This window comes from Paenibacillus typhae, from assembly GCF_900099765.1.
Taxonomy (GTDB): Bacteria; Bacillota; Bacilli; order Paenibacillales; family Paenibacillaceae; genus Paenibacillus_AQ; species Paenibacillus_AQ typhae.
Genome location: NZ_FNDX01000028.1, coordinates 1 through 23,207, shown reverse-complemented (window position 1 = coordinate 23,207; position 23,207 = coordinate 1). Strand labels below are relative to the sequence as shown.

The window sequence follows — 23,207 nt, the reverse complement described above, 5'->3', positions numbered from 1 at the left end:
CAGTTTTAAAAATCACATCCATTGATTTCATCGTTGTGCTATTGCTCCCTCAGCCAAGTCTTTCAGATTTTACGATGACTTTTTTGTGAATAATATCTAAAGTAGCCAATTTTATTGTCTAAATAAAAAAATAGCTTAGTGATTAAATTCAATCTAACGTTAGCTTCATTGAAATACATGTTTTAAAACTGAGCATGCCTTATAGTTTTACTTATAGGAGGAATTGGTATGATTTTGGCGAAATATGTAAGGTCCAGGAATATGTAGGGAGGGAACTTTATGACCGCAATAAACTATATAGTTGATTGGGCGTCCGAATCTAATTGGAAAAAGCACTTAATTAATAAGGTCTTTTCAGAGGACTTTGATAATTCTGAAAATGAGACTCTTCTTAAAGAGATTATAGATCTTATTACCTCAAAAGAGGATGCGGGAATGAAATTATTAAAACAGACCCAAGAGGAAAATGATCTGCGCCTTGTTATTAATGAAATAAAAAGACCTGTAAATATTAACGCATTATCTAGCGATACTGCTTTTAATCTGGGAGGAAAACTAAATGTTTTTTACGGAGAAAATGGTTCTGGAAAGTCCTCTTATGTGAGAGTATTTCGTAGGCTAGCAAAGAACTATCATACATCTGCAAAGGATATGAAATTATTACCTAATGTTTATTTAGTTGGGTCTCAAGGAAAAGATACAATGCTAAAACAAACTATAGACGTGTCCTATACCTGTAACGGTACCCTTAATCCGATCAATGAAGTTGATATTAATGAAGAGCACTTTCATTTAATGCAAATGAATGTTTTTGATAGCGATTCTGTATTACCCTTATTGAATAGTAACTTGACTTTTTCTGTTCTTCCGCAAGGATTTAAATATTTTAATAAGATTGTTGAGATTTTAACCTCTTTAAGAACAAAAGTAGACTCTATGATTGCTAAAGTACGTGTAGATCAGGGGGATATTTTTAAGGATTCATCATTTGAAATCATTAGATCTGAAATTAATAATATAATTCGAAATGAAAAGCGAGCTGATAAAGTTAAGGTATTCATTAGTAAAGCATATCCCATTGATGAGACCCTAGAAACTGAAATAGCTCAATTAGATTTTAAAATTAAGGAATCAGAGAGCAGTAACATTAGTGATAAATTAAAGATACTTCGTTCACAAAAAGCAAAGCTAGAGAGTTTAGTTTCAGGAATATCGAAATTATCCAATAAACTAAGTCGTGAGAATATAGAGTTTGTTAATAATTTAATAAATGAATATGCTGGGAAAGTTCAAGAGGAAAAAAAGCAAAATGAGGATTTTTCCAAGGGCATTTCTTATTTACAACATGTGAATGAAGAATGGTACGTAATAATTCGTAATACTAAAGAATACTACCGGGCTCTTGAAAAAGATGGTCCGGAGGTTGGGGAATGCTGCGTATTATGCAGTCAACAGTTAGCGCAAAGTGAAGTTGATATTATTAATAGTAGTATTGTACATGTCTGTTCTGAATTGCACTCAGAGAAAGCAACGCTAATGGAATATCTGGATAAGTATAAGATTACTGATGCTCTTGATTTTAAGAAGGAAGACAATGAAATATTTGAAAAGGAAATATTAGTTGAAAAGATCAAAGCGATAATTAGCCTATTACAAACAAATATAGAATTGTTTAATGGAGGTATTACTAGTCGTAAAAGCGTTGGTCTTCATACGGTGGTAGACTTCACCGATTTTATAAAGGAAATTGAAGCCGAAGCTCTCGATCTTGGGGAGAGAATACAGTCATTAAGCAAATCTACTAGTGAGTTGCAAGAACTATTAACAACACATAAAACAAGGAAACAGAATTTGGTCAAAGCAAAGCTAATTAGTGATTCACTTAGTATGTTCGAAAAGTATTATTCGCATGAGGATTACATTCAAACACTTACAGCTATTAAATCTGGATTTTCTACAACATCGATTACAAGAAAAGCAAAGGAAGCCTTTGCGTCAATTGTAGAAGAAACATATACAACAACATTTAATAATTATTGTGACGAGCTAAAGGTGAAAAAAGTGAATATAAAGCTTACACCTCAACGTGGACAGACGCACCGAAGTAAATATGTTATTAATGAAGGATACAAAGTAACAGATATTATGAGCGAAGGTGAGCAAAAAGCAATTGCAATGGCTGAATTTGCAACGGATTTAACTATTAGACGGAACTTTAATACTGTTTTATTCGATGATCCTGTTACTTCACTTGATTATAAACGATCTGAGCTTTTTGCAAGACTTATATACAATTTATCTAAAGATCGTCAAGTAATAGTTTTTACTCATAATATTATGTTCTACTATTACTTATACAATAAATGTGCAAACGAAAACGATAAAGAAAATAAATTCTTTATCGTTGATGAGTTTGACAAGGATAATAAAGGAATTGTTTCAGAAACATTTAGCGGTAAGCTAGAGAATCTGAATGGGGTAACAAAAAAAATAAAACAATATCATCAAAAAATAAATAGTAAATCATGTGCTGGAGATGAATTGGAAGAATGTTTAAAGGCAGTATATTCTAATATTCGAACTTGGTGCGAATTAATAGTCGAAGAGGGCTTTTTTAAAGATTTAATAAAACGTTATGAACCTAACATTAGATTCACAGTTATAAACAAAATAAACACTGAATTTGTAGATGAGTTAGAGGCTGTTTCTAGTTTATTTGATAAGGCATGTAGATGGATGCTAGGACATAGTCAACCAACGGAAACACAAAATTCAAAAGCTACAAGACAAGATTTTAATGTTGATTATGAATACATTATTTCAGTTACAGATAGGTTTAAAACAAAATAATAGGTTTCCCATACTAAGTATTTTTAGAATCGGCATTCAACGAAATAGGGAGGTTGAAAATAATGCTGATGTTCGATTTTTATACAGAAGATTTCCCTAGTCATTATGGTTTGAGTGAGACATGGCATAGCTTGGATTGTAGCTGGGAAGACATCTTCCGAGCCGCCATCTCTGTGGGGAGAAAAGACTGGAAGTGGGTAACTAAACATGGTTCATTATCATTGAATGAGTTATCATTCAGAGTAAATATGATTCAAGCATTCTTGGTAGAGGATTCAACTAATCATATCAGCCGAAGTTCAGCTTTTTTAGAGTTAGATCCTTCTGAAAAGACTGCAATTTCTTATTTCTTTGGATTAGTTGGCGCGAAACTATTGGCAGAAAAGAAGTTTGATGTTCCTTGGCTTATGCATTTAGATGTCTATACTAAATATGCTTCTGAAGTTGATATGTTAAAAGTGAAAAAATGGAGGGAGGATAGAGAGACGAGACCTGACCTGTTGGGTTTAGATAGAAGAAGAGATTGGGTAGTGATAGAAGCAAAAGGAAGAAGTAATTTTGTTAGAGAAGCTCTAGAAAAAGCGAAAACCCAAACGGAAAATCTTAAAACAATAAATGGTCAATATCCAGCGCTGCGATTTGGCATGACAACTTATTTTAGTAAAAATAGATGGAGAAGCCACCTACTTGATCCAAAAAAAATTACACAAGGTGCTCCGAATTTGGATATATCTCCGTATCAATTTATTAAAGATTATTACGCTCCGGTCTATTCTATACTTAATGGTGCATTGAATAACATTGATGAAAGCACACGAACAAGAAAGATTTCCTTTAATAATGGAGATTATTTCATTACTCCGTTAGCTTCTACTAATCTGGTAGTTGGTATGAGTACCATTGTTTATAACTACATAACTGAGACGATAAAGGGTGATGATTCCAACTTTGAAAATATATTACTATATACTCAAGTAGCAAAAGGTCTAGGTGTTGATCCACCGTTTAAAGAAAATCCATCTGATGGAAAAGAAACGAATGATACAAAAATAGATAATGGTTTTAAATTGGAGTCAGATAAAAACCAATCGATCATTAAAGATGAATTTTACTCAGTAGGTTATGATGGAATAATTGTAGGGTTTCTAACGGGTTCTATAATGGAAAAAGAGGGAACATGATGGAGATAAAAGAACCGAAACTAATTCTTCATTTACATCAGACGCAGTTAAATTTGCTAAACCGCTAGAGTATTGTCTTTCCTTATGGAATTACGAAGATTTGAAACAGTGGCTCGTAGAATATCCGGATTAATCGTTGTATGGTGTGTCAATGCGAGACAGCAATACCTTGTTACAAGTATTACTTACAGCCGCATAATGATAAAGGGGGTTGCTCTTCTTTCTCTCGGATGATGTTGTGGATCCCATTTTAGGTAACCGTTGAACATCTATGCACTTCAATTTCAAACTTTATTACGTAGCCAAAAAGATATGAATCACTACAGAAGGAGATTTTACTTAAATCCAGAGAGAAAAGAAGACGCCAGGAAACTCCAAACTCCTGTATGTCTTCTTTATTGTCCGTGTGTAGCATCAGATGCGAAAAACGATTCAAATTTATCAGCAGCAGCCTGATCAGCAGTTTGCAGAGCGTGCCCATAAATATTCATAGTTGTGGCGATGCTCCCATGTCCAAGTCGTTCTGAGATAATCTTAGCGTGAACGCCTTGGTTAATCAGAATTGTGGCTGAGGTATGCCGGAGATCATGAAACCGGATGTACCGAAAGCCATTCTTCTTTATGAATTGTCGAAACCAAAGGTAGGGACGCTCATGATGGAAAGGTTGCCCATCAGGATGTGAGAACATAAAAAACCAATCTCCGTTATACCACGAATCACCAACGTCATTTCGTTCTTGGATTCTATAAGCAAAGTATTCTTTCAGCTCCTTTAACATGGAACTTGGTAATGCTACTTTCCGAATAGATTTTTTTGTTTTGGGAGATTTGACGATGACCTTACCTTTAAGAGCATGAATCATAGATTGTGATACATCCAAAATCCCGTTGTTGAAATCAAGATGCTTCCATTCCAACCCGAGTAATTCGCCCCGCCGTAATCCGGTTGTAAGAGCCAAGGTAACCATGACCCTCCAGTGATAGGGCTCTCGTTGCAACGCTCGAAGCATTTGTTCTACCTCTGATTCATTGTAGGGGACGATCTCTTTTGAATCGACCTTTGGTTTCTGCACGTCGATAACCGGGTTTCGCTTAATAATTCTCCATTCCACTGCACGTTTGAGTATATTTTTTAAGATACGGTGTTGAATTTCGATTGTTCCAGAGGCTAAGCCTCCTGTTTTTTTATCTCCACGGCTACCTTCCTTTTCGAGCTGATTCAGAAAGTTTAAAATGTGAAGTGGTTTGATTTCCTCCAGTTTTAGATGTTGAAAGTATGGAAGAATTCGAGTCTTAAGATTAGAGTCATAAGTGTATAGCGTCTTGTATGCCAGATGCTTTACGGCATACTTATCTCTCCATTCTTCGACGAACGCCCCAAATGTTAGTTTCTGAGGCGACACATATTCATCCGCTTCAACTTCCATCCGAAATTTAGCATATTCGCTTTCCACTTCTCTTTTTGTTCGGCAATGAACGGTTTTTGTGAAACGAACATATTTTCCTCTAGCGTCTTTACCGGCATTAACTGTTAAGAACCATGAATTATCTCCACGTTTTTGGATATTGGCCAACTAAAAACACCTTCTACATTGGATTTTTTATACTAATCATTATGTCCAATCATGAAAAAGTGAGACTTGAATTTATAGTATTAATTTTATTGGTGTCGCTTTAGGTATCCTCAAGAATCTTTATCAAATCATTCAAAGGTGGTACATAACGCAATGTGGTTCCGACATTTTTATGGCGCAGCTGATGCTGGATATCGATAATACTCATACCACCTGTCTGCATCAAATATCCCGCTGTTCGTCTAAGATCATGTGGTCTAATATGCCTGGTAAGGCCTGCATCATCAGTTAATTCAGATAATATCCGTTTAATCTTATCAACGGTCATGATTTTTCCTTGTTGATGGAATAGGTACTCATCCCCCTGATTCGCATATTTAAGATATTCAGGATGCTGGATATACCGTTCAAGTTCTACTGTGAGATCCTGAGGGAGGGCGACTGGTCGTTTCTCGGTTTTTTGTGCATCAAAAACGTGGACGATCCGTGTATCCAAGTGTACCCGTTTCCGCCTTAGGAAACGGACCTCTGAGAGTCGAAGACCTGTGATCAGCATGAACCAGAGAAACACAAACTCTTGCCGGTAGAACGGGCTCTTATGCAATGCAGCTTGTAGAAGGGCAAGACACTCTGCTTTGGACAAGGCCGTGTTTTGAATGGGGGACTCGAATTTTGGCCTAGGATATCCGAGCAGTGGGTTATGTTGAATCAGATCCGCTTCATACAGGAATTCAAAGAAACATCGTAACACGGTAATGGTTGCTGCTAAATTCATATTCGACATATGTTCATGATGTTTTAAGTCCATAAAAAAACGATCAAAGACCTGTCGTTGAATGGGGAGAAATCTGCCCGGATGCTCACGACTGGCATGAAATTGATCAAAATCAAGGTCTCCTTCAAAACCATTATCCAGTAAGAAGGCTTCGAATTTTTTGAGTACGCTTATGTATTGTTTTTTGGTTGATTTTCTTAACGTGGACTGGTTGCTCCAAAACTGAACGTAAGCGGACTGTACTAAAAACGATATATGGATCACCTCCTGATTCAAAAGAGATCGCTTGCTTTAAGCTGAGCGAGGGGATGCTGGTCGATTGCTTTAACTAGCATACTATCAAATAATTTTAAATAGACCTCAGTGGAACTCAGCCACGAATGCCTCATGAGCTCCTTGATCGTATATAGATTTACGCCGGACTCAAGCAGATAAAGAGCAAAGGAATGCCGTAGAGAGTGTACGGATAGCTGATAAGGTTTTTTGTCGGATTCGGGTATCGATGTTGCTTGATCAATCAATGAAGCAAACATCTTTTGAACTGTGCTTTCGTGTAGAGGGGATTTTCCTCTGTCATCCGAAAAAATATATCGTTCTAAATAATCTTGCGCATCTTTCAGGCCATGGTAACGAAAGTTCACGTAGGTGCTTAGTATTTCAAGGGACGATTTGGTTATTTTGCTAGGCTGCTTATATCCCCGTTTTCCTTTTCCTCGTACAAGGATCTCTTGTCGGGATACAACAATATCGCCAATCTGTAGATGTAACAATTCGCTCAGCCGAATACCCGAACCTAAAAAGGTCCATAAAATAGTGAAATTCCGGTGGGCTTCTCGGCCAAGCCTTACAAGGCAAAGCAGCTCATCCAGCTGTTCTTTGGTAAACGCACGTGGCTCACGGTTTTGATCCATTTCCATAGAGAGGGTCCGTTTGAGTTTTCGGATATCCTGCTTGAAAAAATGAGCAAAAACCTCGCCTAAAAAACTTCTTAAAAAAGCAGCTTTCTTGCTACGTGTATTCAGTTTTTGAACAGGGGCTAAATAGTCGTTTAAAAAGACTGCAGAAGAAATCTCCTTGATGTTTGGGTTTGCTCCTTTTAAGCGCTCGCAATACCGTAAGAACAAATCCATTTCATATCGATAGGCTTGTTGCGAGGTTTTTGCTAAGCTCTGAAACGCATCACTCTCGTAATAATGGAGAACCGCAACATCCAGCAGAACCGATTCCTTCATTTTTTTCGCTTCAGCATGGTTTTGAGGAGATAGGCGCTGCAACATACGTTTAAATGTATCCGGTCCGTATTGATCCGCCAGTTGGATTAAGCTTTCTTCAAAAGCAATATCATTGGCTATCGTATCATCAAATATAGGCATAACAGGTACCTCCTTCTTATTCATACTGAAGTAAATTAATTTGACGAATCATGTGCTGGTCTCGGTGCGCCATATGAATATATAGCCCTACGGTATCCAGCATACGTACACGGGCTAATTCCTTTATCGCTTGCGGTAGGATGCCTTTAAAGGCAAGACGCGTTATAAACATATGACGGAAAATATGAACGCCGCCTGGAAACGACCAGCCGGCAATCATTGCATAAAGAATGAAATATTCATATACCTCGTGTTTAATCGTAGAGATTCTTTGTCCCAAGAGGTAGGTTGTCCTCGGTTGGGTTTGAAGCTCTTGTAAAAGAGAACAAAGTTTTCCGGACAGTGGTAAAACGTGACTCTTGTTACCTTTGCTATGGATAACAATTGTTCGTGTTCCTAAATTAATATCACTCAGTTTGATATGTGCCACTTCAGATAATCGGAGCCCCAGATGGAACATCAAACGATACCCAATCTGTTCACGGACAGGATTTCTTGCATACTGCCCCACCATATGAAAAAAGGCTTCGATTTGCTGATCCGTTGGAAGCTCACGAGGGCTGTATCGGGGGGCCTTAATGGAACGGAAGCGCTGTAAAGGCGACTCAAAGCCAAATCTTTCATGTAAAAAACGATAGAATGAGCGAATGGCATATATGCTATGTGTAAATGAGATTTGACTGCACTCTCCATCCCTTACGAGCTTAAGTTTGTAGGTGCGGTACATTAGCAAATGTTCATTTTGAATTTGAAAAACGGAGATTGTATCAGGGGTTGATTGCTTAAATGTCTGTACGTTTGTACAAAGCCAAATCAAGAGCTGATTTACTTGGGTAGATGTGTTTCGAATATGTTTACGAGAAAATCCTTTTTCCTCCATATACATTTGGAAGCCCAGGATTCTCGGATGCATATTTGTCTGCTTGTCTGATCCTTTAATGAACGGGAGGATCTTTTCTAACCTTCCGTGTTGAATGGATCTTCGCATTAAAAATTGGAATAGGGTTGATGTGTACGAATCCTTCGCTAGGTGTTTGAACCCCTGATGAAGGGTCTTGGGATTAAGCAAGTGTTCATCTTCAATCTGAGAAGGTGCGATCTCAAAAAGTTCTGCAGTGTGAAGTACCAGGTTGCGAGTAAGTTGGAGTTTCCTGAAAAAGACATGGGGTGCATTGCGCATACTGCGACGTAAATACTCTCGCAATAAGCTTTGAGGTATTTCAGCTTGTACTTTGTTCTCCCAGATCCATTGATTAATACCTTTTGCCCCTAAATAGGCCTTGTCTTCCATAGTTTGAATTTCCGGTATCTGTTGTTTGGCATACAGCATATGTTCCACCTTCTCCCGCGTGACTTTTCTAATATCATGATCGTCACTGAGGGTGGGAAACATACCCTGAACGTTAAGAATCTTTTCGGCAAAAGAAAAATTCTGCCGAAAAGATTCTTGGGTTTCGAGGTTGTTTTGATTTTCTAAATGAGGGGGTGTATCAGAAGATTGTTTCTTCATAAGCGTAGCCTCCATTAGGTTTGTTAGCACTAGCCTAACCACGTTGATGATTTGTAGTTAATCACTCATCAACGTGAGAAAAGCCAACATAATGGAGGCGATGTAAGCCTTTTTCTAAAGGGGCAATACAGAGGTGAATTCGCGCTTCTCGATAACTTTCAATATTTCTGCAAATGCAGTTTGCTTTTTTGGCTTTGGTCCTAAAATCCAAAAAGAACGTTTATGCATTGGCTGCAGAGGTGTGTAGGTGGTCACCAGATGCGTTGCGAACGGAAACATTTTCTTAATGGTTGTTCTTTTTTGAGGATAGAGTGAGGTTTCGTAATTTAAATGGAATTCGAGATACTCTATTTCTGGATAGCTTCTTACCCATCTTGCTGTAATGGGGTTATTCTCCCCCTCAAAAAGTGAAATGGGATTACTGATCCAGTAACCACGTATGCTATGGACCTGATTTCGCTCTTCATTAAGTTCATCGATTCGTTTTTCAACGGAAGCTCCATTAAACCAATATTCTGTTGGAATAGAAAAATACTTCTGATCAGGGTTTTCCTCTACGATCGTTTGCCAAGGAACGTTGCACATGGCTGCATAGGAATGAATGACGCTGAGAGGTGGCTCCTGAGTCGCGTTTAATAGGTTGTGAGCAGATCCCGTTGAAACTCCTAGTCCTTCCTTAATCATTTGTTGGCTTAAAGCAAATGATTTTGCATAGAGCTGTCTTCGAAAGAAGATATCCGGATACAGAATTAACTGCTCCCAGAGTGATTTATAAATTTGAATACGGAAAAGTAAACGATAGTTCGCATCAAGTATATAGCTGCGACATTGCGCTCTACTTTTAATATCTGTTGTATTCAACAATTCCTGTGCTTTACGTACCGGCTGATCCCAAAATTCATCTTTTATATTCATTTATATTCACCACATCTATCATAACCATGTTGAGAAACGAATACCGAGATACTCATATATGTGAGTAATCGACTAAACAACCAAGAGTGGGAGATTAATGTATTCAGGGCCATTTGAAGGATCAAGGGTTCTCACCACATTTCTCTTTAAATCTTTAAATGTAATTTGTAATTCCAAATGAAAAGTAATAGAACTTCTATAAAAAAGGACTTTCATTTATAACTTAAAAGATCTGCTGGAAAGAACTTTTTTAATAGTCACGTTTAATAAAAGGGGGAACGTTATGCGAGAATACGACTTATTAAGAATTCAATTATTAAAAACATTAGTACAAATGGAAGAACAACTGCTTGTCGGCGTCCGGAAAGAAAAGTTTCAATCTGACACAGTTGCTGATAGCAGTGACGCTAATTCAGCCGCACAACAAGCTGAACTTCAAATGAAGGCTGTGTTTTCTGTATTGGAGTTGTCTGATTATCTTGGGGTTTCATCAGACTGTATCTATACAATGGTACGTGAAAATCAAATTCCCTTTGTAAGAGTACGAAGAAGGATCTTATTTTATAGAGACTCCATCAATTCTTGGATTCACGCTAACTCCCCAGATTCTTGAATAACGTTTCTACGTTGATTAGCTTAATTAATTTATGAATATGTTTAATCAGAAAAAACCACCACAAAATATCCCATCCGATACGGATGAAATAGACTGTGGTGGTTGATTAATTTAACAGTACAGCAGGGTAACCATTCAAAACAAGCGGTAAATAATTCCTGGCTATCTAAACATCGAAAGAAATTATGAGATCCGCAGTAGAGATATACGAATAGATGAAACATTTATCAACGCTGGGGGCCATTTGGGCCTTGGTTCGCCTGATGAGGAAGAAGCCGGGAGTGGAATCAGGCGAACAACCCTGCAAACCTAACTGCGTCTCGTCCGAAGGCTGGACCTGCCTTAAGGTTCTCGGGTTCGTGAATACAAAAACTTTACACGAAATTCCTCAAATGCAAGAGACAAACCAATTTAAAAGATATATAATCAAAGATGGAATTGTTTTCCTAGGGTGGAGGTAATATAGTGGATGTAGAACAATTACTGGGGAATTTCAAGGAAGATTTAGGAAATCAGGAACTAAGTGAAGCAGAATTAGTCGAAAGGCATATATTGTTCGGTACTCCTTATCTCTTCAATGCAAATGAACAGTTGTACTTTGAATTAAAGAGGGAAATTGCAAATAAGTTTACTTTGAGCACAACGCAGATCGTTGTTGTGGGTTCGGCCAAGCTAGGGTTCAGCATAGCTCCAACAAAACTTTGGAGAACTGTAAATGATGAATCCGATATTGACGCAGTCATTATTTCAGAAGAATTGTTCGATCACTTTTGGAAGCAACTGCATACCTTTAATATTAACTTAACGTCAAGGTCGTTTACGGAAGATAAATTGTATAGAAATTTCCTTGATTACTTTTTCAAGGGGTGGATTAGACCGGATAAATTTCCTTTTAGCTATCCATTTAAGCAAGAATGGTTTGATTTCTTTGGTAGCATTTCGTATAAGAAGTATGATAAGAGAAAGGTAACAGGAGCAGTTTTTAAGAATGAGTATTTTTTCAAACAGTATCATGAAGCAAATTTGCGGAAATTAAGGGCAGGAGGGTTCCGTTAATGCCAACTATTGGGACAGCCACAAACAAAAAAATAATCGAGTTATTTAATTTGATGAAAGAAGGGACCTTGATATTGCAACCTAGTTTTCAAAGAAAACTAGTTTGGAATAATAAGCATAAGGAAGGGTTTATTGAAACAATTCTACAAGGCTATCCTTTTCCAGAGGTATATTTTGCTGATGGTAAGATAGACTTGAAAACCCAAAAATCCCAAACCCTTGTTGTCGATGGTCAACAAAGATTACATACCTTGCATCAGTATATCTCTAATGATCCTGAATTAGTTTTAAGAAACATTCCGAGGTTTGTTGAACTTGATGAAGGTACTCAGACAAACTTCTTTGATTACAATGTAGTTGTTAGAGACTTGGGAAGACTCAGTTTGGAAGATATTAAAGTTATATTTAATAGAATTAACTCGGTACAATATGCATTAAATGCAATAGAAATCAATAATGCATTGTACGAAGGGGAGTTTATTAAGACCGCTAAAGAAATTATTGGGACAAATTTACTTGCTGATTTAGAAGTCTTTGGGGATAGTGAGTCCTCTAGAATGAAGGATTTGGAGTTTATTACACTAATAATGGCTACAATTGAAACGGGTGGATATTTTACCAGTGATAATGAAGTTGAAAGTTTTATTAAAAAGTATGACGATGAATATCCCAATAAAGCATTCATGCTTGAATCTTTGACTAGTGTCATGAGTTTAATTAAATCATTGGAACTTCCAAGCGACACTATTTGGTACCGTCGTTCAAGTTTATTCTCACTATTAGTTGAGACGGTTAATTTTAAAAAACGGACAGAGAGATTACCTTCAAAGCAGGACCTTGAAGCAATGCTCTTAAGACTTGAAACAGAGATTATTGAAAACAAAGGCAAGAGTAAGAATGAAAATAAATATGCTAAGTTCTATAACTATATCTTTCAGGGAACGGCAGGTAGGGTGGGAAGAATTGCTCGTGGTGAATTACTTGAAGAAAATTTAGATAACCTATAGCAATATGCTTCAAAGCCTAGGAGGTAAATATTCTTGGGCTTTTTCTTTGTAGTGAGGAACTTTGTGTAACAACGTATTCACATATCGTGGCTAACGCCCCTCGGTCTCCGGAAAGTTATTGCCAGGTAAGCTGTTCAGAGAACAACCCTGCACTGGCTAAGTCTGCGGCCCGGCAGGTCGACCGCTGCGCTAGATCGACAGTTGCCTTAATCCAGGGGGGCATGCATGCTAGAACGTTATAGGAAATCCCCCATGTAAGAATGAATCTAAAGAGTAAGTATCTGCTACATGCTATACAAATCAAGAGCTATACAGTTCAAGAGCTACACAAGTCAAGAGCAATTAGAGGATTCTAAGATCCCATGGGGGAACAACTCATAACATTGTACTTCTTCGCCCCGGCACTGAAGTGCCTTAGGCCTTTCGGGTTCGTGAATACTGAGGCGTTATACGAAAGTCGGATAGTGCAACACAGTTCAAGTAATATATTGATTGATAAACTTTGTTGAATAGGAGACTTTGAATGAATTTAAACAGAAACGTATTTTATATCTCATTTATTATTGCAATGTTATCTATTTTATCTTCTATTGTTATTGTTTTTTTTATCGGATCAACTGATTCTGAATGGATTAGTTTTGTTAACAATATAACAATTGGATTGTTTACAAGTAGTATAGTTACTTCATTCATATCAATAACATCTTACTTTAAAGAAAAAAACAACTTAAACAAAAAGTATTACGTTATTAGTTCTAAGTTATTACAAAACATAATGAGTGTCATTGAATATGTAGAAATGAATAAAAAACCTGACGAATTGTATAGACAATCGACAAGTTCGATTAATGATATTACATCGGAACTAATGTATTTATTTAATTCAGAAAAATATTTCTTTAAGAAAAGTGAGTATAGTAAGTTCGCTGAATCCGCATTGGATAGAACACTAAAGACATGCATGATCATTGAAAAAATGATTAATTCGGAAGATAAATTAAAAGGATCTTTTCAGAACTATATATCAACAGAAGCGAAAAAAAGCATCAAAGACTTAATTGAAATGCATAAAAAAAGATTGCTACAGGCAAGTGATAATTATACATTGAAAGATTATTATCAGTTATAGAATTAATTTAAATGATATCAAAGAGAAAAGTAAGTATTTCAGAGGAGCCCTGACCTTCGTATAACAATATATTCACGCTGCGGACCTTTCGGCCCTGAGCCTGCCAGAAGATTGGGGGGAGTGAGTTCAGGCTAACAACCCTACGAGAACCCTACGAGTTCGGGAATGCAGGAACGTTTATCTGAAATGATTAAAAGGAGAAGGAAATGAAAAACACAACTCGAGAAATAATTACTAAGAAAGATTTATTCTACTGGATTGTTTTTCTACTAATCACGATTCTTTTAACTACTACATTAAGGTTAACACCGAATGCACAAGTAGTTGACTATTTTAGTTTTGGCGGAACCCTAGCTTCAATACTATTAGCTGTAGTTGCAATGATTTACTCGTTTTACCAGAGTTTTTCAATGCAGTCTTCATCAGAACGTCTAAATGATTCTGTTAACAAAATCGAGAAGTCGCTAGATAATTTAGAAGAATTCGATGAAGGACTACAAAAAATCACTTATGAGATTGGAATTGCTGGTAGAGAACTATCAGCATCAACTACTGTACTAAAAGATAGTCTTCTTACAACAATTGACGAATTGAGAAATAGGTTGAACTCCATTGAAAATTATAATATTACTAATAACGATTTGATAAAGAATATATACCAACAATTTGATTCACATAAAAAGGATACTGAAATAAAAGAAACTGAACAAAATTTGGGAATCACAATTTGTGAAGTTAGTGACATTCACAGAAACTTGCTTGTATGCTTTTATAAAGTGTATAAAGCCAACAAGCCGTTTTCAACTGACGATATAACTAAAATGTACTTAAAAAGAGAAGAACTTGAACCATTTGAGGGAGTTGCATATCTATCACTGATTCTGGCTTACTTAGCATTGCTCAATAGTGCAAAAATGATAAAGATGAAGAATATTAATGAAGATAAAGAGTTGATTATCGAAACATTCAATCAAGAACTTGAAACATATGTTTTAAGCAAGCTCGAAGAAGCGTAATCACTTCAAATAACATCATATTCGCGCTGCGGAATTCAAGGGTTCCGTGGTCGCCTGGGGGCCGAGGATGCGGATTCACAGTGGAGTGATTTCAGCAGCAAGGAATTGGGATCAGGCGACAACCCTATGAGCCTAAGTCTAACGACCCGCTCGCTACGCTCCACAACATTTCTAAAGACATTTCATTATACGCCTTAATAAAAGCTAAATATGTTTTGAAGAGTAATTTTTTACTGGACGGATTCATGCATCGTGCATGCATCGTCAGTCTTCAGGACCTACTAGACACAACTGGTGTGTTGTCTATAGCTGAGGGCATTAACTTTAATTGATGTAAAATTGATGTAAAACATCAACAGAAACCATCGGAATGTACCCAAACAGAACGGAAGCTATTTCTAAAAAAGCCCGTCAAATCAAGGTTTCTACGGATTTCAACAGACTAGATCGTAAGCCGAGGTGTTCCCGCATACGGTGCATGTGGAGAGCGTTGTGTTGATGGAAAGACAATAAAACACATGGATCATAAACTATTTAAAGCCACTGAGCGCGTATATAGCATTCAGTGGCTTTACTATGTGGAAATGTCAACGCACCATTATGGGAACAAGATTAATATTACGTTTGAAACCGATGGTGGTGCGCTATATTTGCCTTTGCTTTGTTTTTAATTGCTTCCACACGTTACTAAGTATATAGGAGGCAAATAAAATAGAAATAAGAAGCATGACTTCTGTTATATGGGATAGGGAAATGGAGAATAGTGTAGATAGAAACCCGATTATTGTCCATTGGATGATATAGACTGAATTAATATTTTTACTTAAGCCAGACATAAAAGTAATAAATAGCCCCTCTGTTTTGTTAAATAGTAAATGTAAAAGACCGATCCATCCAATCATCAGGATAAGGTTGAAAATCATACCTATGAATGTCATAAAGAAGAAGGAATTTTCATCACCAAACATTCCTTTTTTTGCGATATAGCTATAAGTAATATAGGTTACGGAAATTACGAGTGCGACAGGTGTAACCATAAGGAAAAACCCTTGCTTATCTTTTAAATACCGATACAAGTGAGCAAAGTAATACCCTGCGACAACAAAAATGATCCAGTTCACAAATGGGAATGTCACATGACCATTTGTTGGTATGAACAGACCAATAATATCAGCAATGACATAGTTGGCAGATCTGTAAAACACAAAATTTCCTATTAATGAACATATTAGGGCGATGAATATAACGGCTTTAGCCGGAATGTTAAATTGCTTGATGATTCCAATAAAAACGAATGCCAAAGCTGCGAATTGGAGAATATCCATCATAAGAAAATTATGTAGTGCAGTTATATGGAAGGCGTCACCATAAGTGAGTGTTCGAATGATTTCAGGGATGATCCACCTGCTGACATTCAGAGCAAATCCAATGATAAAAAGATGTAAACCTCTTTTGAATAAATTGGAGGGATGGCTATTTCTGGAGTAGGTTATGCCCATCCCCATAGTAAACATAAATACAGGAGCAGCAAAAGGAGAACCTAAAATACTGACAGCGAAATCTTCAAAAGCACCATACGTTGGAACATTAAACAAACCAAGGATATGCTGCCATATCATAAATATAACTGCTAGCCCTTTTGCGATGTCCAATTCCTTCTGCCGCCCACTGTTTACGGCTTCCTCCCCAAAAAAACTTTTTAAATAATCGACTATGGACATACAAACCTCCTATTATACGAAACATAATGCATAGAACCCCAAGTGGATGGCATGGTGCCTGCCAAAGATTGTCCCTTACTTTTTCTTTTGTGAAAGCTAATCTGCTTTATGAGTCTTGTTTTTCATAATCTTAATAAAATTGAAAAATCCGTCATCAAAACCGTCACTATTATCAGAGAGGTCTTCTTGCTGTCCATGGGGATCTGGATGGTGTTCACAGAAAAACGCATTGATTTGAAAGCCGCATTTATTCACGTAAAAGTGAATGTTTCGCTTCTCAAAATAGGGTGTGCCCGTTTGCCAGATTTCGGTTTCGGGATATTTCTCTTCGATGGCTCTCCACACCTCAAAACCGATACCTTTGCTGTGATGTTCCGGATCGATAAAAAAGAAATCCAAATGATTATGGTTTGATAAGTGATTAATGGACACAATAATGCCGCCGACACGCTGGCCACTTTTGTAGACGTTATAGGTCTCTGCCTCTTTGTTGTAATAATTTCTTTCAATGTCTTGATCAGATGGAATAGGCTCGTCGGAAGCTTTTTCATTCATTGCTATTATCGCTAGAGAAAAAGCGGTCTGGAGTCTCTTCTTAAATTCATCTAATGCTAATTCAATTACGGGTTCAAATGTGATTTCATTCATGTTTACTTTCTCCATTTATGTTTTTTAGTGAATTTTCAAGTGATAAGACAAATTGAGAAATCGCATCCGTCACGATATCTGCACATGGCTCTAAAGTGTGTTTAAAAGCATTGGCCTCTTTTTGGAAAAGATCGGAGAAGATTGCTGTAAGATAGGCATCTCCAGATTCTGTTATGAACAATTCCTTTTCTTTGTGGCCGGTAGGGACGAGATCAATATAGCCTAACTTTACAAATTTTTTGGTGACGGAGTTGATTGTCGTGCGAGGTACCTGCCAGTCGTCACAGATTTGGCGTTGTGTATGTGGTTTCCCGTCTGAAAGGGCATATAATAGCACAAACTCATTCTCATGAACCCCAATTTGTTTAGCAATAGAGTAATATAAACCGTCAAGTTTATTGATTGCGATCATAAAATCCAATATTTTCATGCGTTCAGAATTCATAGTTGTTCTCCTTGTAAGTACGATATCGGATTAATGATAATACGATATCGTATTTTTTTCAATAGGTTGAGATTGATTAAGTTTAAAAATCATTTGTTTTTACCATGCGTAACGAATCGGATATAATGGGACAGTGATCTAAAGGGTGAATACAGTCACAGCTTAGTTTAAGCTACCGTCAGCACTCATCCTATGTGGAGGCTGTTTGTTCCTTAATTTATAAGGTTTTTTAATATAACAAATAGACCGCATGCCTTTGCCGGCAGGGCGGTCTATTATTTTTATTGGACAGCAGCGCTACGATGAGCGCATCAAAGGTTAGTATAAGGCATCATTAACACTGTTCCTATATTAAGATTGTGAACACAGAACAAGAACACATACTACAATCGTTGCAGGAGTGCAGTGTAGTAATCATTACCGTTTCGCTTATCCAGTTTTTCCGCTGTGGCGAGAGCATCTTGCTGGAAGTGCTTCGCAAGCAGCGTTACTTCCCCGGACTGGTGCTCACACGGGTGTCCTGCCGGAAGTTTGACCTGGAAGCGGATGGATTCTCCCGCCAGCTTGCGGAACAGCTTGGCCGTATAGGCGTTGAATATCATCCGGTCGACCGGGTTCTCATGATCGAGAGAGGAAGCGATATACTCTTCAAAGACCTCCAGCGCCTTGATTGGATCCGTCAAGGTTAGATAACCGATGTGCTCTCCCTGATGATACAGAAAATCGCGGTTACCCTTTACCAATTTGAAGCCTTTCTTCTGAAGCTTATCCGCTTCCTGCTGACGGCCCAGCCGCAGGAGAGGGAACAGCACCTTCGAGATGGTCACATGAGGCACCTCGCCGCAGCTCATTTTACCTTTGAGAATCGGCTCGGCCGCCTTCACGGTTCCTTCATCATCTCCCCGCTTCGCCAGAAACTCGACAAGGCGGTTCTGCTCACAGGCCGGACAATCGCTCATCTCATCCAGATCCATGGCCTGTACGATATCCCATTCTGCCTGAGAATTGTCCAGCTCTCCAAACTCCGCGAAGATGTGGGCCCGGTAGTAGTGATAGGAACGGCTGCTATAGCCTTCGGCCGCAAAACGGATTTTCATGTCCTCCAGCAGATTCTCGATCTGAACACGGCTAATCTCCGGAAAGGAGGTGATGCGATCCAGAACCCACTTGTAGGACCACAGCAGGGTGAAGCTATCGAACCGGTCCGGATTTTTGTCATACTGTCCCAATTGCCAGGAAAAGGCGACCAGCGCCTTCATCGGATAGCCGTGGAAGCTGCCCGTCTCTACGATTTCACTGCGTGCCTCAAAGCCCTGATCGAGATCTCCTGCGGCATCTGCCACCCGTACCGCCTGCTCCAGCAGCTCCAGCTTAGCTTTTCCGCCCGGCATGTCATAGGCTTCGTCCATCAGCTCTTCAAAACTCATCCCGGTAAGGTTCATCTATTCGTCTCCTCCTGTCGTATGACTGGCCGTCATACCCCAATCAATAAATTGAATGATGCCTTTGTTCAAAAGCGCTGTCTCTTGGCGGTTCATCGGATAATGTCCCATCATCAGCGCATTACAGTACAGCATTTCGATAATGGTAGGCAGCATTGCCTTGTGTGCCGGATGAAAGGCCCGCTCAATGACGGGATTGTTCAGGTTAAAATAAAGCGTTGCGTATGCTGTATCTTTTAACGTAGCGCCCAGACTGCCCAGAACGGAGGACAAAGCATCGGTGCTTACTTCTTTGGTCGCCTCCATAACACGCCACTGAGCGGACTCCTGAGACAGCGTGTAGAGAACAGGAATCTCCTCTGGCTTGAAGCGGCGAAGCTGTACCTGGCAGCGGAATTTCTGCAGCACACTGTCCGCCAATCTTACGGATTCATAGTAGTCAAGCCGCTCTTGGGGCGTAATATCGGTAAAGGATAACGACACCTCCTCCGGCAGCAGGCGCTCCGTCTGCACGTCCGGGTCAATTAGGGGCAGCAGGGACAGCAGCTCGGCATCATAAATATATCCGCCATTCACCACCAGCATGGATTGGGCTGAAGCCACATGGGTAATCTGACGGTACTCGTCCAGAGTAGCAGTAAAGTAAAGGGGGGACTGCTGCTTCAGCTCGCCAAGCGGCTTCGTGCCAAAGGTGCTCTCAAACGGGAGCCACTCGTGAATAATGGAGTAGAAGGACGAATCTTCCACGGCGAGGGCCTTCATGGATAAGGCATGCAGCGAGATGATGGATTGCAGGCGGTCCGGATCATACTCCGCCATCCTCATCAATTCCTGACGAATGGTGCTCCCCAGTTCTTCCCGCACCTGCTCCAGCTGGACGTTCTCATAGAAATGCTCCCGGGAAGCTGTCGGCTGCAGCTCATCGGTCCAGATCATACATTTGACGAAGAACGCCCAGTCCGGCAGGACATTGTCGGCGGCTTCGGAGACCAGCATGTGCTTCAAATACACCCGGTGATTGCGTTTGGCGCCCAGGTTCACTGCCTGCGGCAGGATGAAGGCGATGCCTCCCGTCCGGCCGGAGGAGGTATGCAGAGGAATGAAATCGCGGAACGTCTCCCCAAGCACCTGCTTACCAAAGGCCAGCACCTCGCTGCGATGCTTCCGGGCCAGCTTCGGATCTTTGACCCAAGGCGGGGAAGGCGGGTTAATCAAGCGAGTGGTTTGATTGGACACCAATTGGATGGGATAAGGCAGCAGGGCTCCATAATGGAGCAGCCATTCTTGCAGATTGCCTTCCTTGAAGTACGGTTCGGAGCCTTCTTTGCAACGCAAAAAAACTTTGGTTCCCGGAGCATGTATCCCTTCGAGCTTGCGGATCGTATAGGTTCCATCCGGCTTCCCGCGCCATTCCAGTGCAGGTCCGCCCTTGGCGGATTGGGTAACCATGACGATATCGTCACTCACCATAAAGCAAGACAAAAGCCCGATGCCAAACCGCCCGATAAAAGAGGTATTGGTCTCGAGAAAGTCCTCGCCCCGCTTGGAGGATTGTCCGATCATTGCCAGGAACTCATGAATTTCCGACTCGTCTAACCCGATCCCGTTATCTTCTACTAATAAGGTCGCCCCGGTTGAAGTTTCGCTTACCTCGATATGAATTCTGCCCTCGTATCCACCCTGGGAATAAGCCTGCCGTGCAGTAATCGCGTCTACACCATTTTGCAGCAGCTCCCTCAAGAATACCTTCGGGCTGCTATACAAATGGTTAGACAAAATGTTGATCATACCGCTTAAGTTGACCTGAAAACGATATGTATCCTGGGTTTGATTATTCATTTTTGTTCTCCTATTCTGTAATAATTGCACTTATCATCCACAGGAGGACAACGGGATTGTCCTTTATGCCAACAACAGAACGTTATGTATGCGGATGCCGCTCTATATATTACCCCCGAGCTGCTTTATAAGAAACAAATATTGCCATTGCACTTCCATATATATACATAAACCATAATTACCGCTTTGTCCTTACAGAATTTTATCTAAAAAGGTGATCTGTGAAAATAAAAGTGGATGAAGGAAGATAAGTGCTAATCGATGATTATTTTCATATCGGTGGGGCTTTGTTAGATGAAGAAAAATATGCTCGGATTCATAAGTTATCGCTCTTCTTAAAATTTTAACGTGCTTTTATATTGATAATTAATATGCCCCTGCAACTAATGGTTGCAGGGGCATTACTTTCAGGTAGGTAGAAATCTACTTAGAAAGGATATGCTGTCTCCGAATTTCAATCGCTGAGCGGTTTAATCCGGAAATTTGGAGACAGCAGCAATTGGAGGGGCTGTCTGTTCGACGCCTAATTTTCGAAGAACTGGCTTTTATCTGTTCCAGTAATGGTTATTGTTATCTCTGCAGAGTTTGCGACAAGTTGGAATTGGGTAGCATTCACTTTTTTTGTTGTGACGGATACTGATGCTAGTTGATAATTAAGATCACTAACCAAGTCATCCATATCGATATACTCCCATTCTAATAAAATAGTTGCTGTGTTGGTGCCGTCACTGACGTTAAACGTACGGTTTTTGGAGCGATCTTCGTCAGTACCGGTGTAATGGTTATTATCAAAGAAAAATGACCAGTCATTCCCGCCTAATGTAATAGAAGCATCTGATCCCGTTTTAAAGGTGGTTATAAAGAACGTGTCTCCGAACCCCATTCCAGCTACTGTCCGGTTCCCTAAATTAATTCCATGTGCATTATAATAGTCCTGGATAAAACTATCTACCGCTGAGCCCACTACCTGTCCTGAGCTAAATCCATTTAACGGAATATTCCAGGTGAGGTCGACGGGAATTGTAACCGTTCCATCACTTATAGTGAAATGTTTCGGATTACTTTGGAAATCCGTTGAAGTTATCTTTTTACTTTCTTTCCTCGCTTGTGTAGCATACTCGAATGAAAAGTCAAAATTAGTTATGGCTTTACTTGTAATACTCTCAGGTTCAATATTCTCCGCTTGAATATTGATTGTAAATTCTTTTGTGTCAGAAACAGTTCCTGAGGTAATTGTCGCTATGAGCACTACGTCAGTATTAGCTGGTAATCCTGCTCGGTTAATACTTCCCGTTGAAATATTTACAATTGATGATTGCACTGAATCTTTTAATATCCAAGTAACAGCGGCGCCATCTTGAACACTTGGCAATGTAACTTTATCCTCGGTTCCATTGTACGTTACATTCAAATTCTGTTTAGCAGTTGCTACTAACTCCAGCTCAGCAATAGCAGCCTCCGCATCTGTCAATCTAGAAATATCTCCTACCAGCGTCTTCTGGGCGGGTGTTAAGTGATTAAAATCCATACGTGCTTTAACTACAGTTGTTTTGTCGGCTAGAGTGACTTCTGCTTTTGCAGGCAAGGCAGCGATTTGATCCTTCACCTGGGTTGCTGCGGCCAGGTCAAGAGCAGCTTGAGCTTCCAGCTCAGCAATAGCTGCCTCCGCATCTGTCAATCTAGAAATATCCCCTACCAGCGTCTTCTGGGCGGGTGTTAAGTGATTAAAATCCATACGTGCTTTAACTACAGCTGTTTTGTCGGCTAGAGTGACTTCTGCTTTTGCAGGCAAGGCAGCGATTTGGTCCTTCACCTGGTTTGCTGCGGCCAGGTCAAGAGCAGCTTGAGCTTCCAGCTCAGCAATAGCTGTCTCCGCATCCGTCAATCTGGAAATAGCCCCTACCAGCGTCTTCTGGGCGGATGTTAAGGCATCAAAGTCCGTACGTGCTTTAACTACAGCTGTTTTGTCGGCTAAAGTAATTTCTGCTTTTGCAGGCAAGGCAGCGATTTGATCCTTCACCTGGGTTGCTGCAGCCAGGTCAAGAGCAGCTTGAGCTTCCAGCTCAGCAATAGCTGCCTCCGCATCCGTCAACCTAGAAATATCCCCAAC

At 39.5% G+C, this 23,207-nt stretch carries 18 protein-coding genes; 7 read left to right on the top strand and 11 right to left on the bottom strand.

Annotated features, from left to right (window positions below):
- Window positions 1-279: 279 nt before the first annotated feature.
- Window positions 280-2,850 (top strand): AAA family ATPase, encoded by a 2,571-nt coding sequence (locus tag BLR64_RS19910; RefSeq protein WP_090716810.1) that lies wholly within the window; start codon window positions 280-282, stop codon window positions 2,848-2,850.
- Between the two features lie 62 nt (window positions 2,851-2,912).
- Window positions 2,913-4,031 carry a hypothetical protein gene (locus BLR64_RS19905; protein ID WP_090716808.1) on the top strand — a complete coding sequence of 373 codons (1,119 nt, stop codon included), beginning with the start codon at window positions 2,913-2,915 and terminating at the stop codon, window positions 4,029-4,031.
- Between the two features lie 395 nt (window positions 4,032-4,426).
- Here BLR64_RS19905 and BLR64_RS19900 read toward each other — a convergent pair whose 3' ends face one another.
- The 5 genes from BLR64_RS19900 to BLR64_RS19880 all read right to left on the bottom strand — a co-directional run bounded on the left by BLR64_RS19900 (window position 4,427) and on the right by BLR64_RS19880 (window position 10,178).
- Complete coding sequence (locus BLR64_RS19900; protein ID WP_090716807.1) at window positions 4,427-5,605, bottom strand: tyrosine-type recombinase/integrase; 1,179 nt, start codon at window positions 5,603-5,605, stop codon at window positions 4,427-4,429.
- Between the two features lie 100 nt (window positions 5,606-5,705).
- Window positions 5,706-6,656 carry a tyrosine-type recombinase/integrase gene (locus BLR64_RS19895; protein WP_090716805.1) on the bottom strand — a complete coding sequence of 317 codons (951 nt, stop codon included), beginning with the start codon at window positions 6,654-6,656 and terminating at the stop codon, window positions 5,706-5,708.
- Complete coding sequence (locus tag BLR64_RS19890) at window positions 6,653-7,753, bottom strand: tyrosine-type recombinase/integrase (RefSeq protein ID WP_167360739.1); 1,101 nt, start codon at window positions 7,751-7,753, stop codon at window positions 6,653-6,655. Before BLR64_RS19890 ends, BLR64_RS19895 begins: the two co-directional genes overlap by 4 nt.
- Before the next feature lie 16 nt (window positions 7,754-7,769).
- The gene (locus BLR64_RS19885) at window positions 7,770-9,263 is read right to left on the bottom strand and encodes a tyrosine-type recombinase/integrase (RefSeq protein ID WP_167360738.1); all 1,494 of its coding nucleotides are present in this window, start codon (window positions 9,261-9,263) and stop codon (window positions 7,770-7,772) included.
- Between the two features lie 114 nt (window positions 9,264-9,377).
- Entirely contained in the window at window positions 9,378-10,178 is an 801-nt protein-coding gene (locus BLR64_RS19880) for a hypothetical protein (protein WP_090716801.1), read from the bottom strand.
- A 283-nt stretch (window positions 10,179-10,461) separates the two neighbouring features.
- On the opposite strand from BLR64_RS19880, the gene BLR64_RS31130 reads away from it, so the two are divergent.
- From BLR64_RS31130 to BLR64_RS19850, 5 genes are all read left to right on the top strand, one after another.
- Window positions 10,462-10,791, top strand: coding sequence for an excisionase family DNA-binding protein (locus BLR64_RS31130; protein ID WP_341833392.1), 330 nt, complete (start codon window positions 10,462-10,464; stop codon window positions 10,789-10,791).
- A 468-nt stretch (window positions 10,792-11,259) separates the two neighbouring features.
- Window positions 11,260-11,850, top strand: a complete 591-nt coding sequence (locus BLR64_RS19865; protein ID WP_208607206.1) for a hypothetical protein — start codon at window positions 11,260-11,262, stop codon at window positions 11,848-11,850.
- A complete protein-coding gene (locus tag BLR64_RS19860) occupies window positions 11,850-12,857 on the top strand; it encodes a DUF262 domain-containing protein (protein ID WP_090716797.1) in 1,008 nt (335 codons plus the stop codon). The genes BLR64_RS19865 and BLR64_RS19860 overlap by 1 nt, the downstream gene beginning before the upstream one ends.
- A 523-nt stretch (window positions 12,858-13,380) precedes the next feature.
- Entirely contained in the window at window positions 13,381-13,986 is a 606-nt protein-coding gene (locus BLR64_RS19855; protein ID WP_090716796.1) for a hypothetical protein, read from the top strand.
- Window positions 13,987-14,192: 206 nt separating this feature from the next.
- A complete protein-coding gene (locus BLR64_RS19850; protein ID WP_090716794.1) occupies window positions 14,193-15,002 on the top strand; it encodes a hypothetical protein in 810 nt (269 codons plus the stop codon).
- 644 nt (window positions 15,003-15,646) lie between these two features.
- On the opposite strand, the gene BLR64_RS19845 is transcribed toward BLR64_RS19850, so the two are convergent.
- The 6 genes from BLR64_RS19845 to BLR64_RS19820 form a co-directional block, all read right to left on the bottom strand.
- Entirely contained in the window at window positions 15,647-16,723 is a 1,077-nt protein-coding gene (locus tag BLR64_RS19845; protein ID WP_090716793.1) for an acyltransferase family protein, read from the bottom strand.
- Between the two features lie 96 nt (window positions 16,724-16,819).
- Complete coding sequence (locus BLR64_RS19840; protein ID WP_090716791.1) at window positions 16,820-17,371, bottom strand: GNAT family N-acetyltransferase; 552 nt, start codon at window positions 17,369-17,371, stop codon at window positions 16,820-16,822.
- Complete coding sequence (locus BLR64_RS19835) at window positions 17,364-17,816, bottom strand: MarR family transcriptional regulator (protein WP_090716790.1); 453 nt, start codon at window positions 17,814-17,816, stop codon at window positions 17,364-17,366. The genes BLR64_RS19840 and BLR64_RS19835 overlap by 8 nt, the downstream gene beginning before the upstream one ends.
- A 383-nt stretch (window positions 17,817-18,199) precedes the next feature.
- Complete coding sequence (locus tag BLR64_RS19830; RefSeq protein WP_090716788.1) at window positions 18,200-19,258, bottom strand: hypothetical protein; 1,059 nt, start codon at window positions 19,256-19,258, stop codon at window positions 18,200-18,202.
- Window positions 19,259-21,097: an HSP90 family protein gene (locus BLR64_RS19825; protein WP_090716786.1), complete on the bottom strand. Its 1,839-nt coding sequence runs from the start codon at window positions 21,095-21,097 to the stop codon at window positions 19,259-19,261. It abuts the gene before it with no gap.
- Between the two features lie 523 nt (window positions 21,098-21,620).
- The coding region (locus BLR64_RS19820; protein ID WP_208607204.1) for an immunoglobulin-like domain-containing protein at window positions 21,621-23,207 on the bottom strand (1,587 nt) is incomplete at its 5' end.